The organism is Pseudidiomarina sp. CB1 (assembly GCF_024752025.1).
GTDB lineage: Bacteria > Pseudomonadota > Gammaproteobacteria > Enterobacterales > Alteromonadaceae > Pseudidiomarina.
Genome location: NZ_JANTPU010000003.1, coordinates 70247 through 89662 on the forward strand (window position 1 = coordinate 70247; position 19416 = coordinate 89662).

Sequence of the window (19416 nt, forward strand, 5' to 3'; positions counted from 1 at the left end):
CCTCGGACTGTTTTTCCGTGAATTAACCGAACGGTGATGAAATGAAGTTTGAATTATTGAAAACCTGTGGCAAAGCACGCCGCGGGCGCATGACTTTTGACCGCGGCGTGGTCGAAACGCCAGCTTTTATGCCAGTGGGGACGGCTGGAACCGTTAAAGGCATGACACCTGAAGAAGTGAAAGCAACAGGTGCGCATATCTGTCTTGGTAATACCTTCCACCTGATGCTACGTCCAGGTACGCAAATCATCAAACAGCATGGTGATCTGCATGACTTTATGAACTGGGATAAGCCCATTTTGACGGACTCTGGCGGCTTCCAAGTTTTTAGTCTTGGTGAATTACGCAAGATCACCGAAGAGGGCGTGACATTTCGTTCACCGATTAACGGTGAAAAAATTCTACTGACGCCAGAAAAGTCGATGGAAGTACAACGCGATTTAGGCTCTGACATTGTCATGATCTTTGACGAATGTACGCCTTATCCAGCGACGCAAGCTGAAGCGCGTAGTTCGATGGAGCTATCGTTGCGCTGGGCAGAGCGTTCGAAAACTGCCCACGGCGACAACCCTGCGGCGCTGTTTGGCATTATCCAAGGCGGCATGTATGAAGAGCTGCGGACCATTTCCTTGGATGGGCTGACCGATATCGGCTTCGATGGCTATGCAATTGGCGGACTGTCGGTGGGTGAGCCAAAAGAAGACATGATGCGCATTCTCGATCACATTGCGCCACAAATGCCAGCGGATAAGCCACGTTACTTGATGGGCGTGGGTAAGCCAGAAGACTTAGTTGAAGCAGTACGCCGTGGCGTGGACATGTTTGATTGTGTTATGCCGACGCGGAATGCGCGTAATGGCCATTTGTTTGTCAGTACTGGTGTCGTGAAAATACGTAATGCCGTACATCGCACTGATACGGGACCATTAGATCCGGAATGTGACTGCTACACCTGTAAGAATTATTCACGGGCCTACTTGCACCATTTGGATCGCAGTAACGAAATGTTAGGTGGCCGCTTGAACACCATTCACAACCTGCATTTTTATCAAAAAGTGATGCAAGACTTGCGTGATGCTATTGCCGAGGATCGTTTAGAAGCGCATGTGGCAGAATTCTATGCCAAGCGTGGTCTCGAGGTTCCGTCTTTAGCTTAAGTAACGCAGTGATCCCAGCCTTTAGGCTGGGATCGAACGTGCAATATCAATTACGTAGGGTTTGATGCCGGCGAAGAAAAACTCGACGGCAATGAGCATCACAATAAGTCCCATCAGGCGCATTAGAATCTTACTACCACTGCGGCCGAGCTTGGCTAATAATTGTCGGCCACTGGCGAGCACCACTGCCGTTAATGCGCAGACCAAGCCAATAGCGATAAACAGGCTAATGCTCGAAGAAGCTGTCGAGGCTGCGGTTTTACCTTCCTGAATGACCAAGATCACCATGGTAATGGCCCCAGGTCCGGCAATCATTGGAATGCCGATCGGCGTCACTGCCACGTCGGAGCCAAAATCCCCATCGGTTTCGCCATCGACCCGTTTAGGGACCGTGCGACCGCGTAACATCTCAAAACCCATCACAAAGAACAAAATACCGCCCGCGACCCGCAAGCCGTTCACTGAAATATTGAAGAAACTAAAAATAGCTTCGCCCAACAGCGCAAACACGCTTAAGGCAATAAAGGCTGTTACCGCAGCGCGCATCGCCACCCAGCGTGCTGCTTTGGGTGTCATGGTTTCGGTAAGTGCAATATAAATAGGTACGGCCGCGACCGGATTGATCATGGTGAACAGAGATGTGAATTGAAAAATAAAGGTTTCGAACATGCCAGACTCCCCACAAGCCTCTTGTATAGATCGACATTGCGCCGATAAGTAGCCGTATTGTATCAAGTTTTTAAAAAAGAGGTAAAAAATGTAGCAAAATAAGCTTGCTGCGACATAATTTGACGTGTAAAGGTGTCATAATCTGCTCACAAAAATAAAACATAATATACAACTTCTGTTGATCACGCTTTGGAAGCGGTGAGTCACCCGCATGAGTGTCATGTTGACCAGCCTGATTTTCATGCTTCACCGCTTCCATCCTTTCTCGCCACGCTTACCTTAAGAATTAAATTGATCGCAGGCTTTACATCAGGATCTGAACTCGCTACAATTCAGCACCATTTTTATTCGTCTTGGTCAAAAAGTGACCAAAGTTGATAACCAAACAACAGAATTTTCATTGAGGTGAGATTTTAATGCCAGTTGTTAAAGTAAAAGAAAACGAGCCGTTTGACGTGGCGCTGCGTCGTTTCAAGCGTTCTTGCGAAAAAGCGGGCGTATTGTCAGAAGTACGTCGTCGTGAACACTACGAAAAGCCAACTGCAGAGCGTAAGCGCAAGAAAGCAGCAGCGGTAAAACGTCACGCGAAGAAATTGTCGCGCGAGAATGCGCGTCGCACTCGTTTGTACTAAGTTGTTGGGTCGCATGCCGACCTTAAACTTTTACACCGCGACTGGTTACTGATGAGCAATCTGCTTTTACAGTGACTGCTGAGAGCCGAAGCCGTGTTTCACGCTTCGGCTTTTTCATTTCTGCAATAAGCGGTACAATCGTGCGACCTTCGCTCGATGACACATAAGGGAACCGCAGATACCATGGCAGGGCTGATTCCAAAAAGCTTTATCTATGATCTACTTGACCGCGCCGATGTGGTCGAAGTCGTGGATAGCCGTGTGCCGCTTAAAAAAGCGGGCCGTAATTATCAGGCCTGTTGCCCATTTCATAATGAAAAGACCCCCAGTTTCACCGTAGCTCCGGATAAGCAATTTTTTCACTGCTTTGGCTGTGGCGAGCATGGAAATGCCATTGACTTTTTAATGCGCTATGACGGTCTTGAATTCCCCGATGCAGTGGAAGAGCTTGCGGCAATGCTGGGTGTTGAAGTCCCCCGCGAAACCTCAGCCAACCCACAGGCAGAGGCGCGCAAAAGGCAGCAAGCCGCTGATGATTACCAGCAAATGGAACGTGCCAGCAAGTTTTTTGCCTATCAGTTACGCAATCATAAGAAGTCAGCTGAGGTTGTTGACTACCTTAAGGGACGTGGCCTTAGCGGCGAAGTCGTGAAGCAGTTCCAAATTGGCTATGCCCCCGATGGTTGGGATGATCTGCTGAAGAGTTTGGCAAAGGATCAAGGATCACGTGAACAGCTGGTCGACTTGAAGCTGGTTAATCGCAACGACAATGGCCGTTATTATGACTTCTTCCGCGATCGTGTGATGTTCCCTATTCGTGATCGTCGTGGCCGCGTGGTTGGTTTTGGTGGTCGTATTTTGGCCGGTGATGGGCCGAAGTATCTAAACTCTCCAGAAACGCGCATCTTTCATAAAGGCCGAGAACTGTATGGCTTCTATGAAGTAAAGCAAGCGCATCGCAATCTCGAGCAAGTCGTTATTGTCGAAGGCTATATGGACGTAGTGGCCTTAGCCCAGGCGGGGATTGACTTTGCCGTGGCATCGCTAGGCACGGCGACGACGACTGAGCAATTGCAGATGTTATTCCGCGCAACGAAGCGGGTGACCTGTTGCTACGATGGCGACCGTGCTGGCCGAGATGCGGCCTGGCGCGCGCTCGAAAATGCCTTACCGTTGTTAACCGACGGCCTTGAACTGAATTTTCTATTTTTGCCCGATGGCGAAGACCCAGATAGCTTAGTCCGCCAAGAAGGTGCCGAAGCGTTCACTGCGCGGTTAGCCGAGGCACAAAGCTTTACCCAGTACTTTTTCAATCATCTGACGGAGAGCCTTGATCTCACTACTGATAGTGGACGTGCGGCGTTGTTGAGCCAAGCGCGGCCGTTAATTGAAAAAGTGGCCAGCGATTATTATCGCGAAGAACTGTTACAGGAACTTGCCCGTTTGTTACGCCGCGAAGTCTCGCAAGTGGCGAGTCAAGTGAAGCAAAAACCACAGCATGCACAAGCGCCGGAAAAACTAAAAATGACGCCGATTCGGCGTGCCATAGCACTGCTCCTGCAGTACCCGCAACTCGGCCACGAAGTACCGCTGCACGAAGAGTTAGCGCAACTCAAATTGCCGGGCATCAACGTTCTGCTTGAACTGCATCGGCAGACGCGCGAGCAAAACGTTAACTCAGCGCAATTGGTTGAGCTTTGGCGTGGTCAGCGTGAAGAAAAGCTCTTACGGCAGTTGGTAAGTTGGGAGCATCATCTTGAGCAAGACAATATCAGCCAAGAGTTTTTCGATACCTTCTTATATTTCATTGATTTATTTGTTGAACAACGTGCGAATGAGTTGCTTGCCAAAGAGCAACAGGCGCCGCTGAGCGCAGACGAGAAGCGCGAATACATGGCATTGATGCAACATAAGGCGAAGAAGAACAGCGCACAAAGTTGAGAAAATTGACAAAAAGTAGTGAAAACCACTCCATCCTCAAGCAAACCAAAACCAATAAGCTCAAATTAAATCATTGTTTTTATTGGTAAATAGATAAATTTAAAAACTTGGCATTATCCTTGCTTAAATCCTTGGGTAACTACAAAGCTGTGAGCGTAGCGTACGCTAACTCCCTTTGTCTTCTCTGAAACTTAGTAATAAAGGAATAATAATGAAAACCATGAAAGCCTTAGCCGCTGGCGCAGTTATTTTTACTTCAGTTTTGACCTTACAAGGGTGTTTGATCGTCGCCGATGGGCACGGTGATAATGACTGGTCAACGAGCGACTTTCGTAAGTTAGAAGAAGAAAACCGTGCGCACATTGCTGCACTTTCTGCCGCAGCAACACCTGAGACAGTACGTGCGACCATGGGCACCCCAAACTTTGCTGATCGCACGACCATTGATGGCGTACGTTACGATGTACTTTACTATCGCACGCATCGCGTTGAAGGCGACGGCAACACCACTCGTGACGAGTGCACACCACTGGTTTTTGAGGATGGAAAACTCGTTGGTACCGGTCAGTTAGCATTGGACCGTATCCCACAACAGAATTGATTATTTTCTGGCTCGAAACTGCATAATCTGCTACACTATCCGGTCTTGAATTCGATACCTCAGTTTAAGACCGGTTTTTAGTTATCCATTTGAAATCACAGGTGGTAGATCTGTATGCAGCAGAGTCGTCAATCGCAACTCAGAATTCTTATTGCCAAAGGAAAAGAGCAGGGTTACCTGACTTTTGCCGAGGTCAACGATCATTTACCTTCTGAGATTGTAGATTCCGATCAAATTGAAGATATCATCGCCATGATTAACGACATGGGGATCAAGGTGTTTGAAAACGCCCCCGATGCCGATGACTTGATGATGAGCGAAGACACCGCAGACGAAGATGCTGCGGAAGCAGCGGCGGCAGCGCTCGCTAGTGTTGACGGCGAATTAGGCCGCACGACAGACCCTGTGCGCATGTACATGCGTGAAATGGGTACGGTCGAGTTGTTAACACGCGAAGGCGAAATCGACATAGCCAAGCGCATTGAAGAAGGTATTAACCAAGTTCAATGCTCAGTCGCCGAATATCCTGAAGCCATTAACTTCTTACTCGATCAGTGGGATCAATGTGAAGCCGAAGAAATGCGTCTTACCGACATCATTTCTGGTTTTATCGATCCTAACGAAGTCGACGAAGCACCGGTCGCGGCAACGCACATTGGTTCAGAGCTTTCGGAAGAAGAGCTTGAAGACGAAGATGATGATGCCGATGACGACGACGATGATGATGATGACGCAAATGAAGGCGGCATCGATCCTGAGTTCGCACGGCAAAAATTCGGTGAGCTTCGTGACCAGTACGAAAAGACCCGCGCGGCGATTAGCAAGCATGGCCGTGATCATGCCAAAGCCCGTACCGAGATTGATGCACTAAGCGATCTGTTCAAACAGTTCCGTTTGGTACCGAAGCAGTTTGACCGCTTGGTAAAAGACATGCGCGACATGATGCATCGTGTCCGTGTGCAAGAACGTTTGATTATGAAGATGAGTGTCGAACAGGCAAACATGCCGAAGCGTGCCTTCATGAAAGCTTTTGCAGGCAACGAGAACAGCACGGCCTGGATCGATGCCGCAATTGAGAGTGGCGAAAGCTACTCTGACGGCATCGCTGAGCTACGTACCGAACTTGAGCGTTGTGTGGCGAAACTGGCAGAAGTTGAGGTCGAAACCGGACTGACTATTGCCAAAGTTAAAGACATCAACCGTCGTATGTCGATCGGTGAAGCGAAAGCGCGTCGTGCCAAGAAAGAAATGGTCGAAGCGAACTTACGTTTGGTTATTTCGATTGCGAAAAAATACACCAACCGTGGCTTGCAGTTCTTGGATCTGATCCAAGAGGGTAACATCGGTTTGATGAAAGCCGTGGATAAGTTCGAATATCGCCGTGGTTATAAGTTTTCAACTTATGCGACCTGGTGGATTCGTCAGGCGATCACGCGTTCGATTGCTGACCAAGCGCGGACCATCCGTATTCCGGTGCACATGATCGAAACGATCAACAAGCTGAACCGTATTTCGCGTCAAATGCTACAAGAAATGGGCCGTGAGCCGTCGCCAGAAGAGTTGGCGGAGCGCATGGTGATGCCAGAAGACAAGATCCGTAAGGTATTAAAAATCGCTAAAGAGCCAATCTCCATGGAAACCCCCATTGGTGATGATGAAGATTCGCATCTTGGTGATTTCATCGAGGATACTACCCTCGATTTGCCAGTGGATTCTGCGACTTCGGAAAGCCTTAAAAATGCCGTTCGCGGTGTTTTGGGTGGCTTAACGCAGCGTGAAGCGAAAGTTCTGCGCATGCGTTTCGGTATCGACATGAATACTGACCATACGCTTGAAGAAGTGGGTAAACAGTTTGACGTAACCCGTGAGCGGATCCGTCAGATTGAAGCGAAAGCGTTACGCAAGCTTCGTCATCCAAGCCGTTCAGAACAGCTCAAGTCGTTCTTGGACGAGTAAGCCTGAAGTCGAACGAAAACGCCTCTGTAGTGTCGAACTGCAGAGGCTTTTTTATGCTTGAATTCGTGCTGGCCTGTAGCCAGTATAAATCCTGCTGATATGAAATTTGCCGCTATTTTTGTTAAGGTGGTGCTAATTTCGCTGAAAAGGATACTTTATGATCGCAATGGATCAGAACAAGGCTGATACACCGCAACCACGTCGTATCGTGGATGCGCATTTGCACATTTACAATGACGCGTATCCATTATTAGAAAATCAGGGCTTTTTGCCACCACCATTCTCGGTGGAGGACTACAAGCACCGTACGCGCGACTTACCTATTGTTGGTGGAGTGTTGGTGTCAGGCTCATCGCAAGGGTTTGATCAGAGTTATCTGAAGCCTGCGCTGGACCAGCTCGGTGACAATTTTGTCGCCATCACTAACTTGCCGAGTACCGTATCGGACGAAAAGATTTTGTCGTTACGTGATGCCGGAGTCCGCGGCGTACGTGTTAACTTAAAACGTCGCGTGGTCAGTGGGCTGGATAATTTAGTCGACTTTGGTATGCGTATTTGGGATTTAGCCGGCTGGCACCTCGAAATGTACGTCGACAGCCGTGAACTTGATGAAGTTGTGCCAAAGCTCATTAAGTTGCCAAAAGCATCGGTCGACCACCTTGGCATGGCACGCTCCGGTTTGTCACAGGTTCGCAAACTGGCCGAAGCTGGCGTGCACATTAAAGCCAGCGGCTTTGGTCGTACCGAAGTCAACGTAGCTGAAGCCGTACGCGCGCTCTACAAGACCAACCCAGACTGTTTGATGTTCGGTACTGACTTACCGTCAAACCGCGCTGAGCGACCATTCAACCTCAGTGACATCACCACAGTTGCAGCAGCCCTCGATGACGACGACGCCATCGACAAAGTATTCGCGCGCAACGCCGCCGAATTCTACGACATAAAGCTTTAAAAACAGCCCTTCGGGGTCATGACAAGCGGGCCAAAATTGCATATACTTGCGCCCGCTTGGTTAATCCCATGGGATTAACCACCTTCCTGAAATGGCCCCTTAGCTCAGTGGTTAGAGCAGCCGACTCATAATCGGTTGGTCCCCAGTTCAAATCTGGGAGGGGCCACCATATTTAATTGAGCCACTTCTCGGAATCGATAAGTTAGGGGAGATCCCCTATATCCCCAGTCTTCATTTGCTGCAACTCTGTAAACGTCAACAACGTTTAATTGGAGCATGATTATGAAACGAACTCTTCTTTCATTAAGTATTTTGGCGTCTGGGCTTATCAGCGTTGGGAGCGCAAATGCTGATGCATTATTGGGCCCTAAACTCTCACAAGATCTACAAAGCCTGACAGGGCCTTACGATGTAATAGTGTCATTTGAGGAGCACAACCAAATTGATGGTGTGCTACAGAACCTGGGAATTCCCTACATTGCAATGCAAACAATGCCCATGGCAGGAGCGACTGTAAGCAAGCTGCAATTGCAAGCGCTTTTGGCGAGTCCAGCTGTCAGCAGTGTCTATGCCAACACTCCATTAGAATACAGCAACTATACGTCGGGTGAAATTACTGGCGGGCATTATGTGCAAGACTTCTATGGTCTAGACGGACAAGGCGTGACAATTGCAGTGTTAGATTCTGGGGTCGATGCGACGCATCCGGATTTGGAGTTCGCAACCAAAACGATCGAGAACGTGAAAATTGTTGGCGATCTTGATTTGCTAGGCGGACGCAATGCATTTCTAGAAGGGGTACCAAACAGTGATACCTCGTCGGGTCACGGTACCCATGTTGCCGGCACCGTTGCTGGAACAGGTATGGCATCTATTGATGATACACGTAGAGCCTATTACCACGATGGTATTGCTCCAGGAGCAAGCTTAGTGGGGCTTGGCGCCGGTGAAGGCATTTCGATTCTGTATGCACTGTTGGGTTTCGATTACGCCATTGCGAACCAAGAACGGTTGGGTATCGATGTGATTACCAATAGTTGGGGCGGCGGCGACGGTGCCGAATTTGATCCAAACAACCCAATTAACAAAGCGTCATTTGAAGCGTATAAGAAGGGGATGGTGGTAAGTTTCGCCGCTTCTAACTCAGGGCCAGAAGAGGATACGCTGAATCAATATGCAATCGCCCCGTGGGTTATAAATGTTGCAGCGGGCACCAGTGATAAAAAACTTGCCGATTTTTCAAGTCGTGGCGTCGCGGGTCATCAGTATAAGTATCCCGATATCACCGCACCAGGGCAAGGTATAACCTCTACGCGCGCACCGAATACGGCAATCGGTGCGCTGGGCCCAGTAATTGACGCGGAAAACCCTGATTACCTTTTGTACTACCACACAATTAGCGGAACTTCGATGGCTACTCCATTTATTGCTGGGGTAACAGCATTGCTACTGGAAGCGAATCCAGCGTTGTCGCCGGACCAAATAGAGCAAATTATTAAAGATTCGGCTGAGCCGATGGATTATGCGCCGCATGAAGTCGGAGCTGGTTATATTGATGTTAGAGCTGCTGTAGACCTAGCAAGAGAAACGGTTGGTAATCGTATTGCATTTATGAATGGCGATACATTGTGGGCAAGTCAAGGAAGTTGGGCGCAAGCTGATGATAGTGCTCAAGAATTTGTTTATGTCGGAAAATGGCAAAGCAAAACAGATACCAGCGCATTCGAAGGAACGGTTTCTATAGCTAAAAACCCAAACTCGTCAGTTTTTGCTAAAGTACGAGGTGAACGCGTACGGCTTCATTTCTTAGCAACCAATGATCAGCCCGTCTCTATCGAACTTATTAGCGATGGCCGCGTGATGGGGGCTGAAACAATTTATGCGCGTAATGCTTCTGCAGGATCACCGCAAGATGTAGCGGTTGCATTCGATGATTTGGGTGACGGCATTCATGACTTAGAAGTTCGGGTTCTCGATAAGGGCGTGATGTTCGATCGGATGGATGTCGATGGCGCAATTTTGCCTCCTGATGTTAGCTTCACCCAAAGCCAACAAATTGATTCAGGAACAATGGGGGTTTCGGCGGAGAACCTTGAGGTTCAGGAATTCCCGCTAGAAATTGGCCCTAACGATGTCAATCTTACGTCCACATTGAATTGGACCGGCGTCGCTGACCTAGACTTTTACTTGGTTAACCCCGATGGTGTGGAAGTTGCATCAAGCGCGTCCTTGGAAAACCCTGAAGTTATCCAGTTTTGGACCGACATGGTGGGCACCTACACATTGCGTGTAACCGGTTATATTAGTGTCGCAACGCCGTTTACCATCACGACAGAAATTACTTCGGAAGTGCAATGAGCGACGCACATTAGGAAGGTTTAGATTACAGACTAAAAAGGCGCATTAAGCGCCTTTTTTAATTCAACACCTTTCGGTGCTACTATTGTGAAGCGGGGGACTTGAGTCGCCGTAAGGCGGTATAACCACTAAGAAGCGAAACGATTGTGAGAGCAACAACAAAAAGAGCGCTGGTTGTTGAAGGTGGCGCAATGCGCGGTATTTTTGCCGCGGGTGTGCTCGATGGCTTCATGCGCGATGAATTTAAGCCCTTTGATGTTGCCATTGGCGTTTCCGCGGGTTCCACCAACCTCATTGGTTATCTAACCGATGATTACCAACGCAGCTATCGCATTCTTACTGAGCTGGCGCAATCGAAAGACTTTATTGACCCAATACGCGGTATGCTCGGCGGACATTTGTGTGATGTGGAATGGTTGTGGCGTACGTCTTACGATCAAATTGAGTTGCACTTCGAGCACTATCTAGAGGGTAAAATCCCACTTTATGCGGTAACGACGCGCGTCGAAGATGGCGCACCTTGCTATATCCAAGTGAATCAGCAGAATATGCATCAACTGTTTCCGGCATCTTGCGCGATTCCGTTGGCATTTCGTGACTTCCCCGAAGTCGATGGGGTAGCGATGACTGACGGAGGTGTGGCGGATTCCATTCCGGTTTTGAAGGCTTATGAGATGGGGGCACGTGACATCACAGTGATTTTGTCGCGTGCCAAAGGTTATCGTAAAACCTCAGGTCGCTCGCTCGGCATTACTCGCCGTATCCTTAGCCAATACCCTAAGCTGTGTGACGCCATCGAAGATCGTGCTGAACGTTACAACGCCACCATCGACTTTATCGAAAATCCGCCCGCGGACTGCACGATTCACATTATTGCTCCACCCGAATATATGCCGGTCGGGCGTTTCACACGACAGCGCGAACGCCTTGAAATAGGCTACAACGCAGGCTTACGTACCGCGTTCGAGCATATCGATCACTTATAGTTTTGCGGCCCGTGCAGCATGCAGTTTTTTATAGCTTTCAACTAAGCGCAGGTGCTTGTCTAAACCGTCGAGCTGTATGTTGGTAGGGGTGAGTCCATGGAAGCGTACGCTGCCTTCGACAGAGCCTACCACAGCATCCATAGTGTCGTGGCCGTACATGCGACGAAGATTCACGATAAAGTCATCCAGCGCTAACTCATCGTCCAGTACAATCTCTAAAACGGCTTGAACGGCGCGATAGAACAGCACACGTTCAACGGTGTTGTCGTTGTACTGCAAGAACATTTCGACACAATCGAGCGCATCTTCGTGCTCGCCGAGAGCCAAGTAAATGAGCAGTTTCAGCTCTAAAATCGTCAGCTGACCCCAGACGGTGTTCTCGTCGAACTCAATACCAATCAAGGTGATGATATCGGTGTAATTGTCGAGCTGGCTTTCTTCTAAACGCTCAACAAGATCGCGTAATTGTTCGTCCGATAAGCGATGCAAATTAAGAATGTCTTCGCGGTAGTCGAGCGCCATATTGGTGTTATCCCAGACGAGGTCTTCGACCGGGTACACTTCTGAGTAGCCGGGTACCAGAATACGACATACGGGCGCGCCAAGGTCTTCATACACCGCGACATAGGCTTCTTTACCGATGTCGGCGAGGATTTGGAACAAGCCGTCGGATTCTTCGGCATTAGTGCCCGAGAAATCCCAATCGGCAAACTCGTAATCGCTGCGTGCACTGAAGAAACGCCAAGAAATCAAACCTGATGAGTCGATGAAGTGCTCGACAAAGTTATTCGGTTCGCTCACCGCCATGGAGTTAAAGGTGGGTGGCTGGAAGTCGTTTAAGCCTTCAAAACTGCGGCCCTGCATCAGCTCGGTAAGACTGCGCTCGAGTGCCACATGCATACTCGGGTGCGCACCAAAAGAGGCAAATACGCCTCCCGTTCGAGGATTCATCAACGTCATACACATAACAGGAAATTGGCCGCCTAACGAGGCGTCTTTGACCAAGATGGGATAACCCTGTGCTTCCAACGCTTGCACCGCTTCTACTAAGTCAGGATAGCGCGCCATCACTTCATTCGGCACATCGGGGAGGGCAATTTCGTTTTCGAGAATCTCGCGCTTCACGGCGCGCTCAAAAATCTCCGACAAACACTGCACTTGGGCTTCAGCGAGCGTATTGCCTGCACTCATACCGTTGCTGAGGTATAAGTTTTCAATCAGATTCGAGGGAAAGTACAGGGTTTCACCGTCGGAATGACGCTGAAATGGTAAAGCGCAGATGCCGCGGTCACGGCGTCCAGAATTGGTATCAATTAAATGTGAGCCGCGCAGCTCGCCTTCTGGATCGTAAATTGGCAGGCAATAGTCATCGAGTAATCCTTTGGGAAGGCTGTCGTCCTCGGTTAGCGCAAACCACTTTTCATTCGGATAGTGTACGAATTCGCTATTGGCAATCTCTTCGCCAAAGAACTGGTCGTTGTAGAAGAAGTTGCAGTTTAAACGCTCGATGAACTCACCTAGAGCTGACGCCAAAGCGGCTTCTTTGGTCGCACCTTTACCGTTGGTGAAACACATTGGCGATGCGGCATCACGAATATGTAGTGACCACACGTGTGGCACGATGTTACGCCACGACGCAATCTCTATTTTCATGCCGAGGTCGGCAAGAATTTGCGTCATGTTGGCAATGGTTTGCTCTAACGGTAGATCTTTCCCTTCGATGTAGGTGAGTGAGCCGCCCTCTGGTGCCCCCATCAATAGCGCCTGAGCATCTTCATCAAGGTTCTCGACCACTTCAATTTGGAATTCAGGGCCGGTTTGCACCACCTTTTTAACGGTACAACGATCAATGGATCGCAAAATGCCTTGACGGTCTTTGTCAGAAATATCCTCAGGAAGCTCGACTTGGATCTTAAAAATCTGGTTATAGCGATTCTCTGGGTCGACGATATTGTTTTGCGACAAGCGAATATTTTCGGTGGGGATGTCACGTGATAAGCAGTAGACCTTCACAAAATAGGCGGCACACATCGCCGACGACGCCAAAAAGTAGTCAAATGGGCTCGGCGCCGAGCCGTCGCCTTTATAGCGGATCGGCTGATCGGTGACCACTGTAAAGTCGTCGAATTTGGCTTCGAGGCGGAGATTGTCGAGAAAATTAACTTTGATTTCCATTGTGTGCGCTACTTATTGCGAGGGCGTGTGCCGTGAAAAGATTCAACAGCGCCTATTATCCACATTTTCACCCCTTTCGTCTGCGTGGAATTTTTCACCGTTATGTATTACGCTTGTCGGACAATAATAATTAAATAAACCGCAAAGACTTTTTTACATGACTGCATTGCTGCGCCAGCTGAGCTGGCTTCTGATGAGCTGGCTTTTGGTAGGCTGCATGGTACTGATTCTCAGTACTGCGGCGCATGCTGCCATTCCAACGAGCCAGATCGGCGCCGAGCCGATCAAGTTGGAGAGCTTTCCAATCGAGTATGCGGTTGCGCCACGTGACGCTATGAGCCTTAACGAAGTGCGCGCACTCACATTCACCCCCTATGAAAGCCAATTAGCACTCGGCACTGAAGCTAAATCAGTTTGGGTTCGGTTTCGTCTGGAGAACACTGCAAGTGTGCCACGGCGATTATTTATTCACTTCCCTGAGGCTTACCATAATCGTGCGGTAGGGTTTTATGAACTGCGCGATGGCTTGCTGAGCAACAAGGTTAAGATTGATCTGAATAACGTGACGCAACATCCGTCGATGATTCGTGAACAAGCGGTTTATGACACAACCCTTGCCGCAGGCGAAAGCGCGACGTTTTACGTGCACAGCTGGTCGTATTCGCATCAGTGGTTTGCGCTCAATGTTTATGATGAGCTGCACTCACGTAATGCCTTAGCGGGGACAATGCTTGATATCGCTCTAATGGTGGGTACCTTGCTGGCGCTGATCATTTTCAATTTCCTGCTGTATTTTTCATCACGATCAATCGAGAACGTTTACTACGCGCTCTACCTTATTTCTGGAGCAACTTGGATTGCATTATCGTACGGTTTGCTAGGCAATATGTTTGGCTTGTTCGGCGATATTGCCTTGCAGTTTCATTTATCGTTGATGGCGATGGCTGCGTTCCTGATCATGTTCATGATCGCGATCTTCGATACCAAGCGAAGCTTTCCTACCGAACACAAGATCCTTTCGTTGTTACTCGCGATCATTGTGGCTGACTTTGTCTACGGTATTTTTGATATCGTCGGCGCACTTAGCTATGCCAGCACCATTGCCGCAATCATGATTGTGGTGACCTTATCGGTTGGCCTGTCGATTTGGCGGAAAGGCCATCCGTTGGCAATTTATTTTCTTTTAGGGCACGGTTTCTTCTTTGTTTTTAATGCTCTAGCGGTGCTTTATTACAAGTCGATTCTGGATTTTAGTTATGTGACCAAGCACGGCGTAGGGATTGGCATTATGCTCGAAGCATTAATGCTGGCCTTTATTGTGGCGTATCGCATTAAGATGCTCGAACAGGTGAAAGCCAGTCAGGAGCAACTTCGTATCGAAGCACAAACGGATTCGCTTACCGGGCTCTACAACCGTCGTTACTTTCATGGCCGAGCGAATGAATTATTGGCAAAAGCTAAACATCAGGACGTGCCGTTGGTGGTGTTAGCGATAGACCTTGATGACTTTAAGCAGGTGAACGATGCCTACGGTCATTACGTTGGCGACCAAGTATTGGTGAAGCTTGCCGAGCTCTTACGTTCGTCCTGTCGCTCACACGATGTCGTGGCCCGCTTCGGTGGAGAGGAATTCGTGCTATTACTGTACCGCACGTCACTGAGCAGTGCCGAAGCCATTGCTGAAACACTGCGTCGGCAAGTACGGGAATTAAAGTTAGCGGCGGAGCAAGACGATCTTACGGTGACGGTGAGTATCGGGGTGAGCGAGGTTGACTTAAACGTGTCCTCGATCGAACTTGCGTTGCATGACGCTGATACTGCTTTGTACCAGGCGAAAGGTAATGGCCGCGATCGGGTCTGTGTGTACGGTGACGCGCAAGACGTTAGCCTTGCGCGGGAGTCGAACTAGTAGGGCAGCCGTGGGTCATTGTCAGCATAGCCACTGCCAATCACTCGATGAGCATCCAGTGAGGATAGCAACCGCGAACAGGCTCACAACTAAAGATAAGATCACACGCTGCAAAGCTTTGACTCCACAATAGCTATTTAACACTGTTTATTTCTGACAAAGATGACTAAAGGATCAATTAAACGATTGATATAATCAACGCACACGCGTTCAATTACAAATAGGATGATGAGATGGCGGATCACATCGTAGTCGTAGGTGGGGGGGCTGGCGGGTTAGAGTTAGTGACGCGGTTGGCACGTAAGTTCAAACGCGACAGTTCTGTCCACGTCACCTTAGTCGACCGTAATCTCACACACATTTGGAAGCCTTTACTTCATGAAGTTGCGGCTGGCGCTTTAGATGCAGATATGGACGGTGTTGATTATCGAGTGCAAGCAGCAACCGCGGGTTTTCGCTTTCAGCCCGGAGAGTTAATTGGTGTAGACGCAGAGAGGCAAGAAATAAAACTTGCCGCCATGTGCGATGATGCGGGTCACGAGATTGTTGCTGAGCGAGTCATTCCTTATTCCACACTCGTACTCGCAATCGGCTCGGTGACTAATGACTTTGGCACCAAAGGCGCGGCCGAACATTGCTATTTTCTTGATAGCGTTCAGCAGGCACGGCGCTTTCATCACACCCTAATGAATACGTTTTTGGCACTGCAGGCGAAGAAGTATCCTCAGCCGCTAAGTGTCGCTATTGTCGGTGCAGGTGCGACTGGTGTTGAACTTTCTGCTGAATTACATAAATCAGCGGAACTCATCCGTGCCTATGGTTTCGACGACTTTAATATGAGCCAATTACAAATTACTCTCGTTGAAGCCGGCGAGCGAATTCTACCTGCGCTACCCGAACGCATTGCCGCATCTGCGTTACAGGAATTAGAAGCACTCGGCGTACAGGTGCGAACGAATACGGCGGTCACAGAAATTAATGAACAAGGACTGATGACTCAGGATGGTGAATTGATTGCGGCACCCATTAAGGTATGGGCGGCAGGTGTTAAAGCGCCGCCTTTTCTTGCTCAACTGGCTGGGTTTGAATGTAATCGTGGTAACCAAATTCTGGCCCGACCAACACTACAAAGTTCGACCTTTGCTAATGTCTTTGTCTTAGGAGATTGTGCAGCGGTAGAGCAACCTGACGGTTCGCGCGTTCCTCCCCGTGCGCAGGCCGCACATCAGATGGCAAATCATATTTATAAAGCGATCTGTGCGCAGCAGCGTGGCATTGAATTACCGACGTTCCGGTATCGTGATCACGGCTCGCTCGTTTCTTTATCCAGTTACTCCGCGGTGGGGAGTTTAATGGGTAACTTGACCAAAGGCTCGATGAAAGTCGAAGGTTTGCTCGCTCGTATTATGTATAAGTCATTGTACCGTATGCACCAAGTCGCGGTGCACGGCTACTTCCGTACGTTGTTGTATATGCTCGCGCAGGTGATTAACCGACGTTTGCGGCCACGGTTGAAGCTTCACTAGCCCGCTCGATAGCACTGTTATTAAAATTTACTCGCTTGTTAACGCACTTTTGACGTGAACAAACACGCCATTTGCGTTAAGGTAACGTTTTTACAACAAACTGCGGAATAATAACATGAGCAAGAAAGGATGGGGCATTGGAGCCATTGTTGTGGCGGCGGGACTGATCGTTAGTCCAACAATCATTGGTTCGCAAACGGAGTCGAGTTTGCGTGAGCATGTGGAACTTTTCGATAAAGAACAGCCAGGCTACACGCTCGAAGTTGTGAGTTACGATCGCAGTTGGTTTAGTTCGCAAGTTGTTGTAAAGCTCGGTATCGATTTACCGAAGTTATTGGCCGATCCAGAGGCCGAAGTGCTGACCACTGATATTGAGTTATCGATTCAGCACGGCCCCATTCTTACCGACCAAGGTTTTTCAATGGGTTTAGCGGCGTGGCAGGCTGAGAATAGCGGTAAAGGTTTAGAAACCTATGTGCAGTGGGATCAAAGCCAGCCGTTTTACCTGCAACAAGGTAGCGTCAGCCTACTGGGCAATGCCGTCTATCAAGATTACATTCCGCGTTTGCAAAGTACCGACGCGATGCCAGAATTCGACTTCACACTGACTGAGTATCGTGGTGACGGTAACTACAGTAGTGGTAGCTTTGCTTATCAAGGGAACTACGAGCAGCTGTTATTCAATGTTGCCGAAGAGTTTGCGGTTGAGTTAAATGCGCTGGCAATGAATGTCGATGCCCAAGCCGACTTAAAGACCATGATTGTCGGCAAGTATTACCCTTCGACCGCGACGTTCACGATCGGGCAAATGCGCGCGGAATCTGCGGATGAAGAACTCTTTTTGATGAGTCATCTGGTGAGCGATATCACTCTTAAAGAAAGTGAGGATGGCCGCCTTGCCCACATACACATGGGCTATCGCGCCGAGCAAGTGTTTGTAGGAGGAACGGAGGCCACTGATCTGCGCATGCTGACTGCGGTTAATAATATCGATCGTGGTTTTATTGATGATTACTTCGAGACCATGAAGGAGTTCGTTGGTGAAGAAGATCCGCAGGTGCTTGAACAGCAAATGACGGCAATGATGGAGCGTCATAAAGAAGCTCTGTTGTTTGCACAGCCTGAGCTCGCTATCCCTGATTTTGGTTTCCGTATGCCCGAGGGCGAGCTTGACGGTTCCATGCGTATAGCTCTAGCAGAACTCGAACAAGTCCCGGCGCAGCTTGATGAACAGTTTATCCAGCAAAATATGGTTGCTAGTGCACGTGTTGCTATCGATAAGCCTTTAGCAGAGCGACTCGCTAAAACTTATGTGCTGAGCATGCTCGAAGCCAGCGGTCAAACAGAATTAGAGCCAGCGCAGTTGGAGCAAATGGCGACCCAACAAGCGACGATGCTGTTGCAAAATTTTGTGCAGCAGGGGCTGTTCAAAGTTGAGAATGAACAGTATCTGCTTGATGTCGAAGTTGCTCAAGGTTTACTAAACTTGAACGGTCAAAGCCTCCCGCTTGGCCAAATGATGTAACTTGAGCAACAGGAGTCAGCGCTATGATTCGCTCGTCGGTAAAACTGATTGGGGTGGTGCTTTTCGTCGGCATGCATCTAGGATCAGTCGAAGTTCACGCAGACGTTACCGAAGGTGTGACGATATGCCAAAGTGGTGACTGTGAGGCAGAATTGACCAAGCTTGAACGCTTTGCGCGTAAAGGTAGTGGTGACGCTGCGGCAGTGGTGGCGATTGCCTATGCGAGTGGCGATGGCGTCGAGCAGAACTTGGCGAAGGCGCAGACTTTCATTGAACGTGGTGCCAGTCGTCGTAATCCGTTGGCTATGTTCGTGCTTGCGGATTGGTATGCGAAAGGCTTTGTGGTGCAACAAGACGCAGAACAAGCACAACTGTGGCTCGACCGGGCTGCCGCCGAAAATTATGCCCCAGCTCAGTATGAAAAGGCTGTGCAGTTGTTGGCAGCAACGAATCGTACCGACCAACAGGCCGCGGTTCCCTTGCTAGAAAAGGCCGCCGAAGCAAACTTGTTAACCGCTATGTATGCGTTAGCACGGTTGTACCAAACTGGCACATTGGTTGAGCAAGACCTACCGAAAGCGGGGGCTTTGTATGCGCGTTTAGCGCGCTCAGGCCACACCAATGCACGTCAGCAACTACGTGTGGTCAACCAACAATTGGCGCCAACAGCATTTGCGCAATCAGAGCAAGGCGAGCGTTTGCAGGCCGCAGAACAGGCGATGGAGCGCATCACCGTTACTGCTGATGCTAGCTTGTATCGCACGCAACTTGGGCGTTTGGTTGAGCAACTCGAGCAGGCGCCAAATTTTGATAATCGCTCTATTGGCTCACGTATTCAGGGCGTAGGTTGTGGCGACACGGGGAGTCCGTGTGCTGTACTTCGCCCGCAGAAGGGGCAAAGTAGCCTTGCTGACGTAATGAGTGGTTCGCAGGGGAACTAATTTGAAGCTAGGGCGCTTTTGCTATATACTCCGCGCCCTATTTTCAATGCAATTGGAGAGCATCTTTTGCAACTGCTTACGCCACCCT

The 19416-nt window shown here is 49.2% G+C and carries 14 protein-coding genes and 1 tRNA gene; 13 read left to right on the plus strand and 2 right to left on the minus strand.

From position 1 onward, the window contains the following. Nucleotides 1-41 precede the first annotated feature (41 nt). Nucleotides 42-1157, plus strand: coding sequence for a tRNA guanosine(34) transglycosylase Tgt (gene tgt / locus NV375_RS11570; protein WP_126773948.1), 1116 nt, complete (start codon nucleotides 42-44; stop codon nucleotides 1155-1157). 21 nt (nucleotides 1158-1178) lie between these two features. On the opposite strand, the gene NV375_RS11575 is transcribed toward tgt, so the two are convergent. Further along, nucleotides 1179-1826 carry a MarC family protein gene (locus NV375_RS11575; RefSeq protein ID WP_126773946.1) on the minus strand — a complete coding sequence of 216 codons (648 nt, stop codon included), beginning with the start codon at nucleotides 1824-1826 and terminating at the stop codon, nucleotides 1179-1181. A 416-nt stretch (nucleotides 1827-2242) separates the two neighbouring features. Here NV375_RS11575 and rpsU point away from each other — a divergent pair, with 416 nt between their 5' ends. The 8 genes from rpsU to NV375_RS11615 all read left to right on the plus strand — a co-directional run bounded on the left by rpsU (nucleotide 2243) and on the right by NV375_RS11615 (nucleotide 11252). After that, on the plus strand, nucleotides 2243-2458 hold the full coding sequence (gene rpsU / locus NV375_RS11580; RefSeq protein ID WP_026860840.1) for a 30S ribosomal protein S21: 216 nt from the start codon (nucleotides 2243-2245) through the stop codon (nucleotides 2456-2458). Between the two features lie 183 nt (nucleotides 2459-2641). After that, nucleotides 2642-4399 carry a DNA primase gene (gene dnaG, locus NV375_RS11585; RefSeq protein ID WP_258808353.1) on the plus strand — a complete coding sequence of 586 codons (1758 nt, stop codon included), beginning with the start codon at nucleotides 2642-2644 and terminating at the stop codon, nucleotides 4397-4399. A gap of 211 nt (nucleotides 4400-4610) precedes the next feature. Then, nucleotides 4611-5000, plus strand: coding sequence for a DUF3192 domain-containing protein (locus NV375_RS11590; RefSeq protein ID WP_126773942.1), 390 nt, complete (start codon nucleotides 4611-4613; stop codon nucleotides 4998-5000). A gap of 114 nt (nucleotides 5001-5114) precedes the next feature. Continuing rightward, nucleotides 5115-6956, plus strand: a complete 1842-nt coding sequence (gene rpoD, locus NV375_RS11595) for an RNA polymerase sigma factor RpoD (protein ID WP_258808354.1) — start codon at nucleotides 5115-5117, stop codon at nucleotides 6954-6956. Nucleotides 6957-7113: 157 nt separating this feature from the next. Next, nucleotides 7114-7908 (plus strand): amidohydrolase, encoded by a 795-nt coding sequence (locus NV375_RS11600; protein ID WP_258808355.1) that lies wholly within the window; start codon nucleotides 7114-7116, stop codon nucleotides 7906-7908. Nucleotides 7909-8001: 93 nt separating this feature from the next. Next, a tRNA-Ile gene (locus NV375_RS11605) sits at nucleotides 8002-8077 on the plus strand. A gap of 113 nt (nucleotides 8078-8190) precedes the next feature. Continuing rightward, on the plus strand, nucleotides 8191-10266 hold the full coding sequence (locus NV375_RS11610) for a S8 family serine peptidase (RefSeq protein WP_258808356.1): 2076 nt from the start codon (nucleotides 8191-8193) through the stop codon (nucleotides 10264-10266). A 146-nt stretch (nucleotides 10267-10412) separates the two neighbouring features. Further along, nucleotides 10413-11252: a patatin family protein gene (locus NV375_RS11615; RefSeq protein ID WP_258808357.1), complete on the plus strand. Its 840-nt coding sequence runs from the start codon at nucleotides 10413-10415 to the stop codon at nucleotides 11250-11252. On the opposite strand, the gene NV375_RS11620 is transcribed toward NV375_RS11615, so the two are convergent. After that, the gene (locus NV375_RS11620; RefSeq protein ID WP_258808358.1) at nucleotides 11247-13427 is read right to left on the minus strand and encodes an OsmC domain/YcaO domain-containing protein; all 2181 of its coding nucleotides are present in this window, start codon (nucleotides 13425-13427) and stop codon (nucleotides 11247-11249) included. The genes NV375_RS11615 and NV375_RS11620 overlap by 6 nt on opposite strands. A gap of 157 nt (nucleotides 13428-13584) precedes the next feature. On the opposite strand from NV375_RS11620, the gene NV375_RS11625 reads away from it, so the two are divergent. The 4 genes from NV375_RS11625 (at nucleotide 13585) to NV375_RS11640 (ending at nucleotide 19328) form a co-directional block, all read left to right on the plus strand. Further along, nucleotides 13585-15336, plus strand: a complete 1752-nt coding sequence (locus tag NV375_RS11625) for a diguanylate cyclase (protein ID WP_258808359.1) — start codon at nucleotides 13585-13587, stop codon at nucleotides 15334-15336. A 233-nt stretch (nucleotides 15337-15569) separates the two neighbouring features. Continuing rightward, nucleotides 15570-16862, plus strand: a complete 1293-nt coding sequence (locus tag NV375_RS11630; protein ID WP_258808360.1) for an NAD(P)/FAD-dependent oxidoreductase — start codon at nucleotides 15570-15572, stop codon at nucleotides 16860-16862. A 115-nt stretch (nucleotides 16863-16977) separates the two neighbouring features. Then, on the plus strand, nucleotides 16978-18387 hold the full coding sequence (locus NV375_RS11635; protein ID WP_258808361.1) for a YdgA family protein: 1410 nt from the start codon (nucleotides 16978-16980) through the stop codon (nucleotides 18385-18387). A 23-nt stretch (nucleotides 18388-18410) separates the two neighbouring features. Next, nucleotides 18411-19328: a tetratricopeptide repeat protein gene (locus tag NV375_RS11640; protein WP_258808362.1), complete on the plus strand. Its 918-nt coding sequence runs from the start codon at nucleotides 18411-18413 to the stop codon at nucleotides 19326-19328. The last annotated feature ends 88 nt before the right edge of the window (nucleotides 19329-19416 follow it).

Bases quoted from the DNA above. Each gene is read 5' to 3' on its own strand.
- NV375_RS11630 (WP_258808360.1), top strand. From the start codon at position 15,570: ATGGCGGATCACATCGTAGTCGTAGGTGGGGGGGCTGGCGGGTTAGAG.
- tgt (WP_126773948.1), top strand. From the start codon at position 42: ATGAAGTTTGAATTATTGAAAACCTGTGGCAAAGCACGCCGCGGGCGC.
- NV375_RS11620 (WP_258808358.1), bottom strand. From the start codon at position 13,427: ATGGAAATCAAAGTTAATTTTCTCGACAATCTCCGCCTCGAAGCCAAA.
- rpoD (WP_258808354.1), top strand. From the start codon at position 5,115: ATGCAGCAGAGTCGTCAATCGCAACTCAGAATTCTTATTGCCAAAGGA.
- dnaG (WP_258808353.1), top strand. From the start codon at position 2,642: ATGGCAGGGCTGATTCCAAAAAGCTTTATCTATGATCTACTTGACCGC.
- NV375_RS11590 (WP_126773942.1), top strand. From the start codon at position 4,611: ATGAAAACCATGAAAGCCTTAGCCGCTGGCGCAGTTATTTTTACTTCA.
- NV375_RS11640 (WP_258808362.1), top strand. From the start codon at position 18,411: ATGATTCGCTCGTCGGTAAAACTGATTGGGGTGGTGCTTTTCGTCGGC.
- NV375_RS11600 (WP_258808355.1), top strand. From the start codon at position 7,114: ATGATCGCAATGGATCAGAACAAGGCTGATACACCGCAACCACGTCGT.
- NV375_RS11635 (WP_258808361.1), top strand. From the start codon at position 16,978: ATGAGCAAGAAAGGATGGGGCATTGGAGCCATTGTTGTGGCGGCGGGA.
- rpsU (WP_026860840.1), top strand. From the start codon at position 2,243: ATGCCAGTTGTTAAAGTAAAAGAAAACGAGCCGTTTGACGTGGCGCTG.
- NV375_RS11625 (WP_258808359.1), top strand. From the start codon at position 13,585: ATGACTGCATTGCTGCGCCAGCTGAGCTGGCTTCTGATGAGCTGGCTT.
- NV375_RS11610 (WP_258808356.1), top strand. From the start codon at position 8,191: ATGAAACGAACTCTTCTTTCATTAAGTATTTTGGCGTCTGGGCTTATC.
- NV375_RS11575 (WP_126773946.1), bottom strand. From the start codon at position 1,826: ATGTTCGAAACCTTTATTTTTCAATTCACATCTCTGTTCACCATGATC.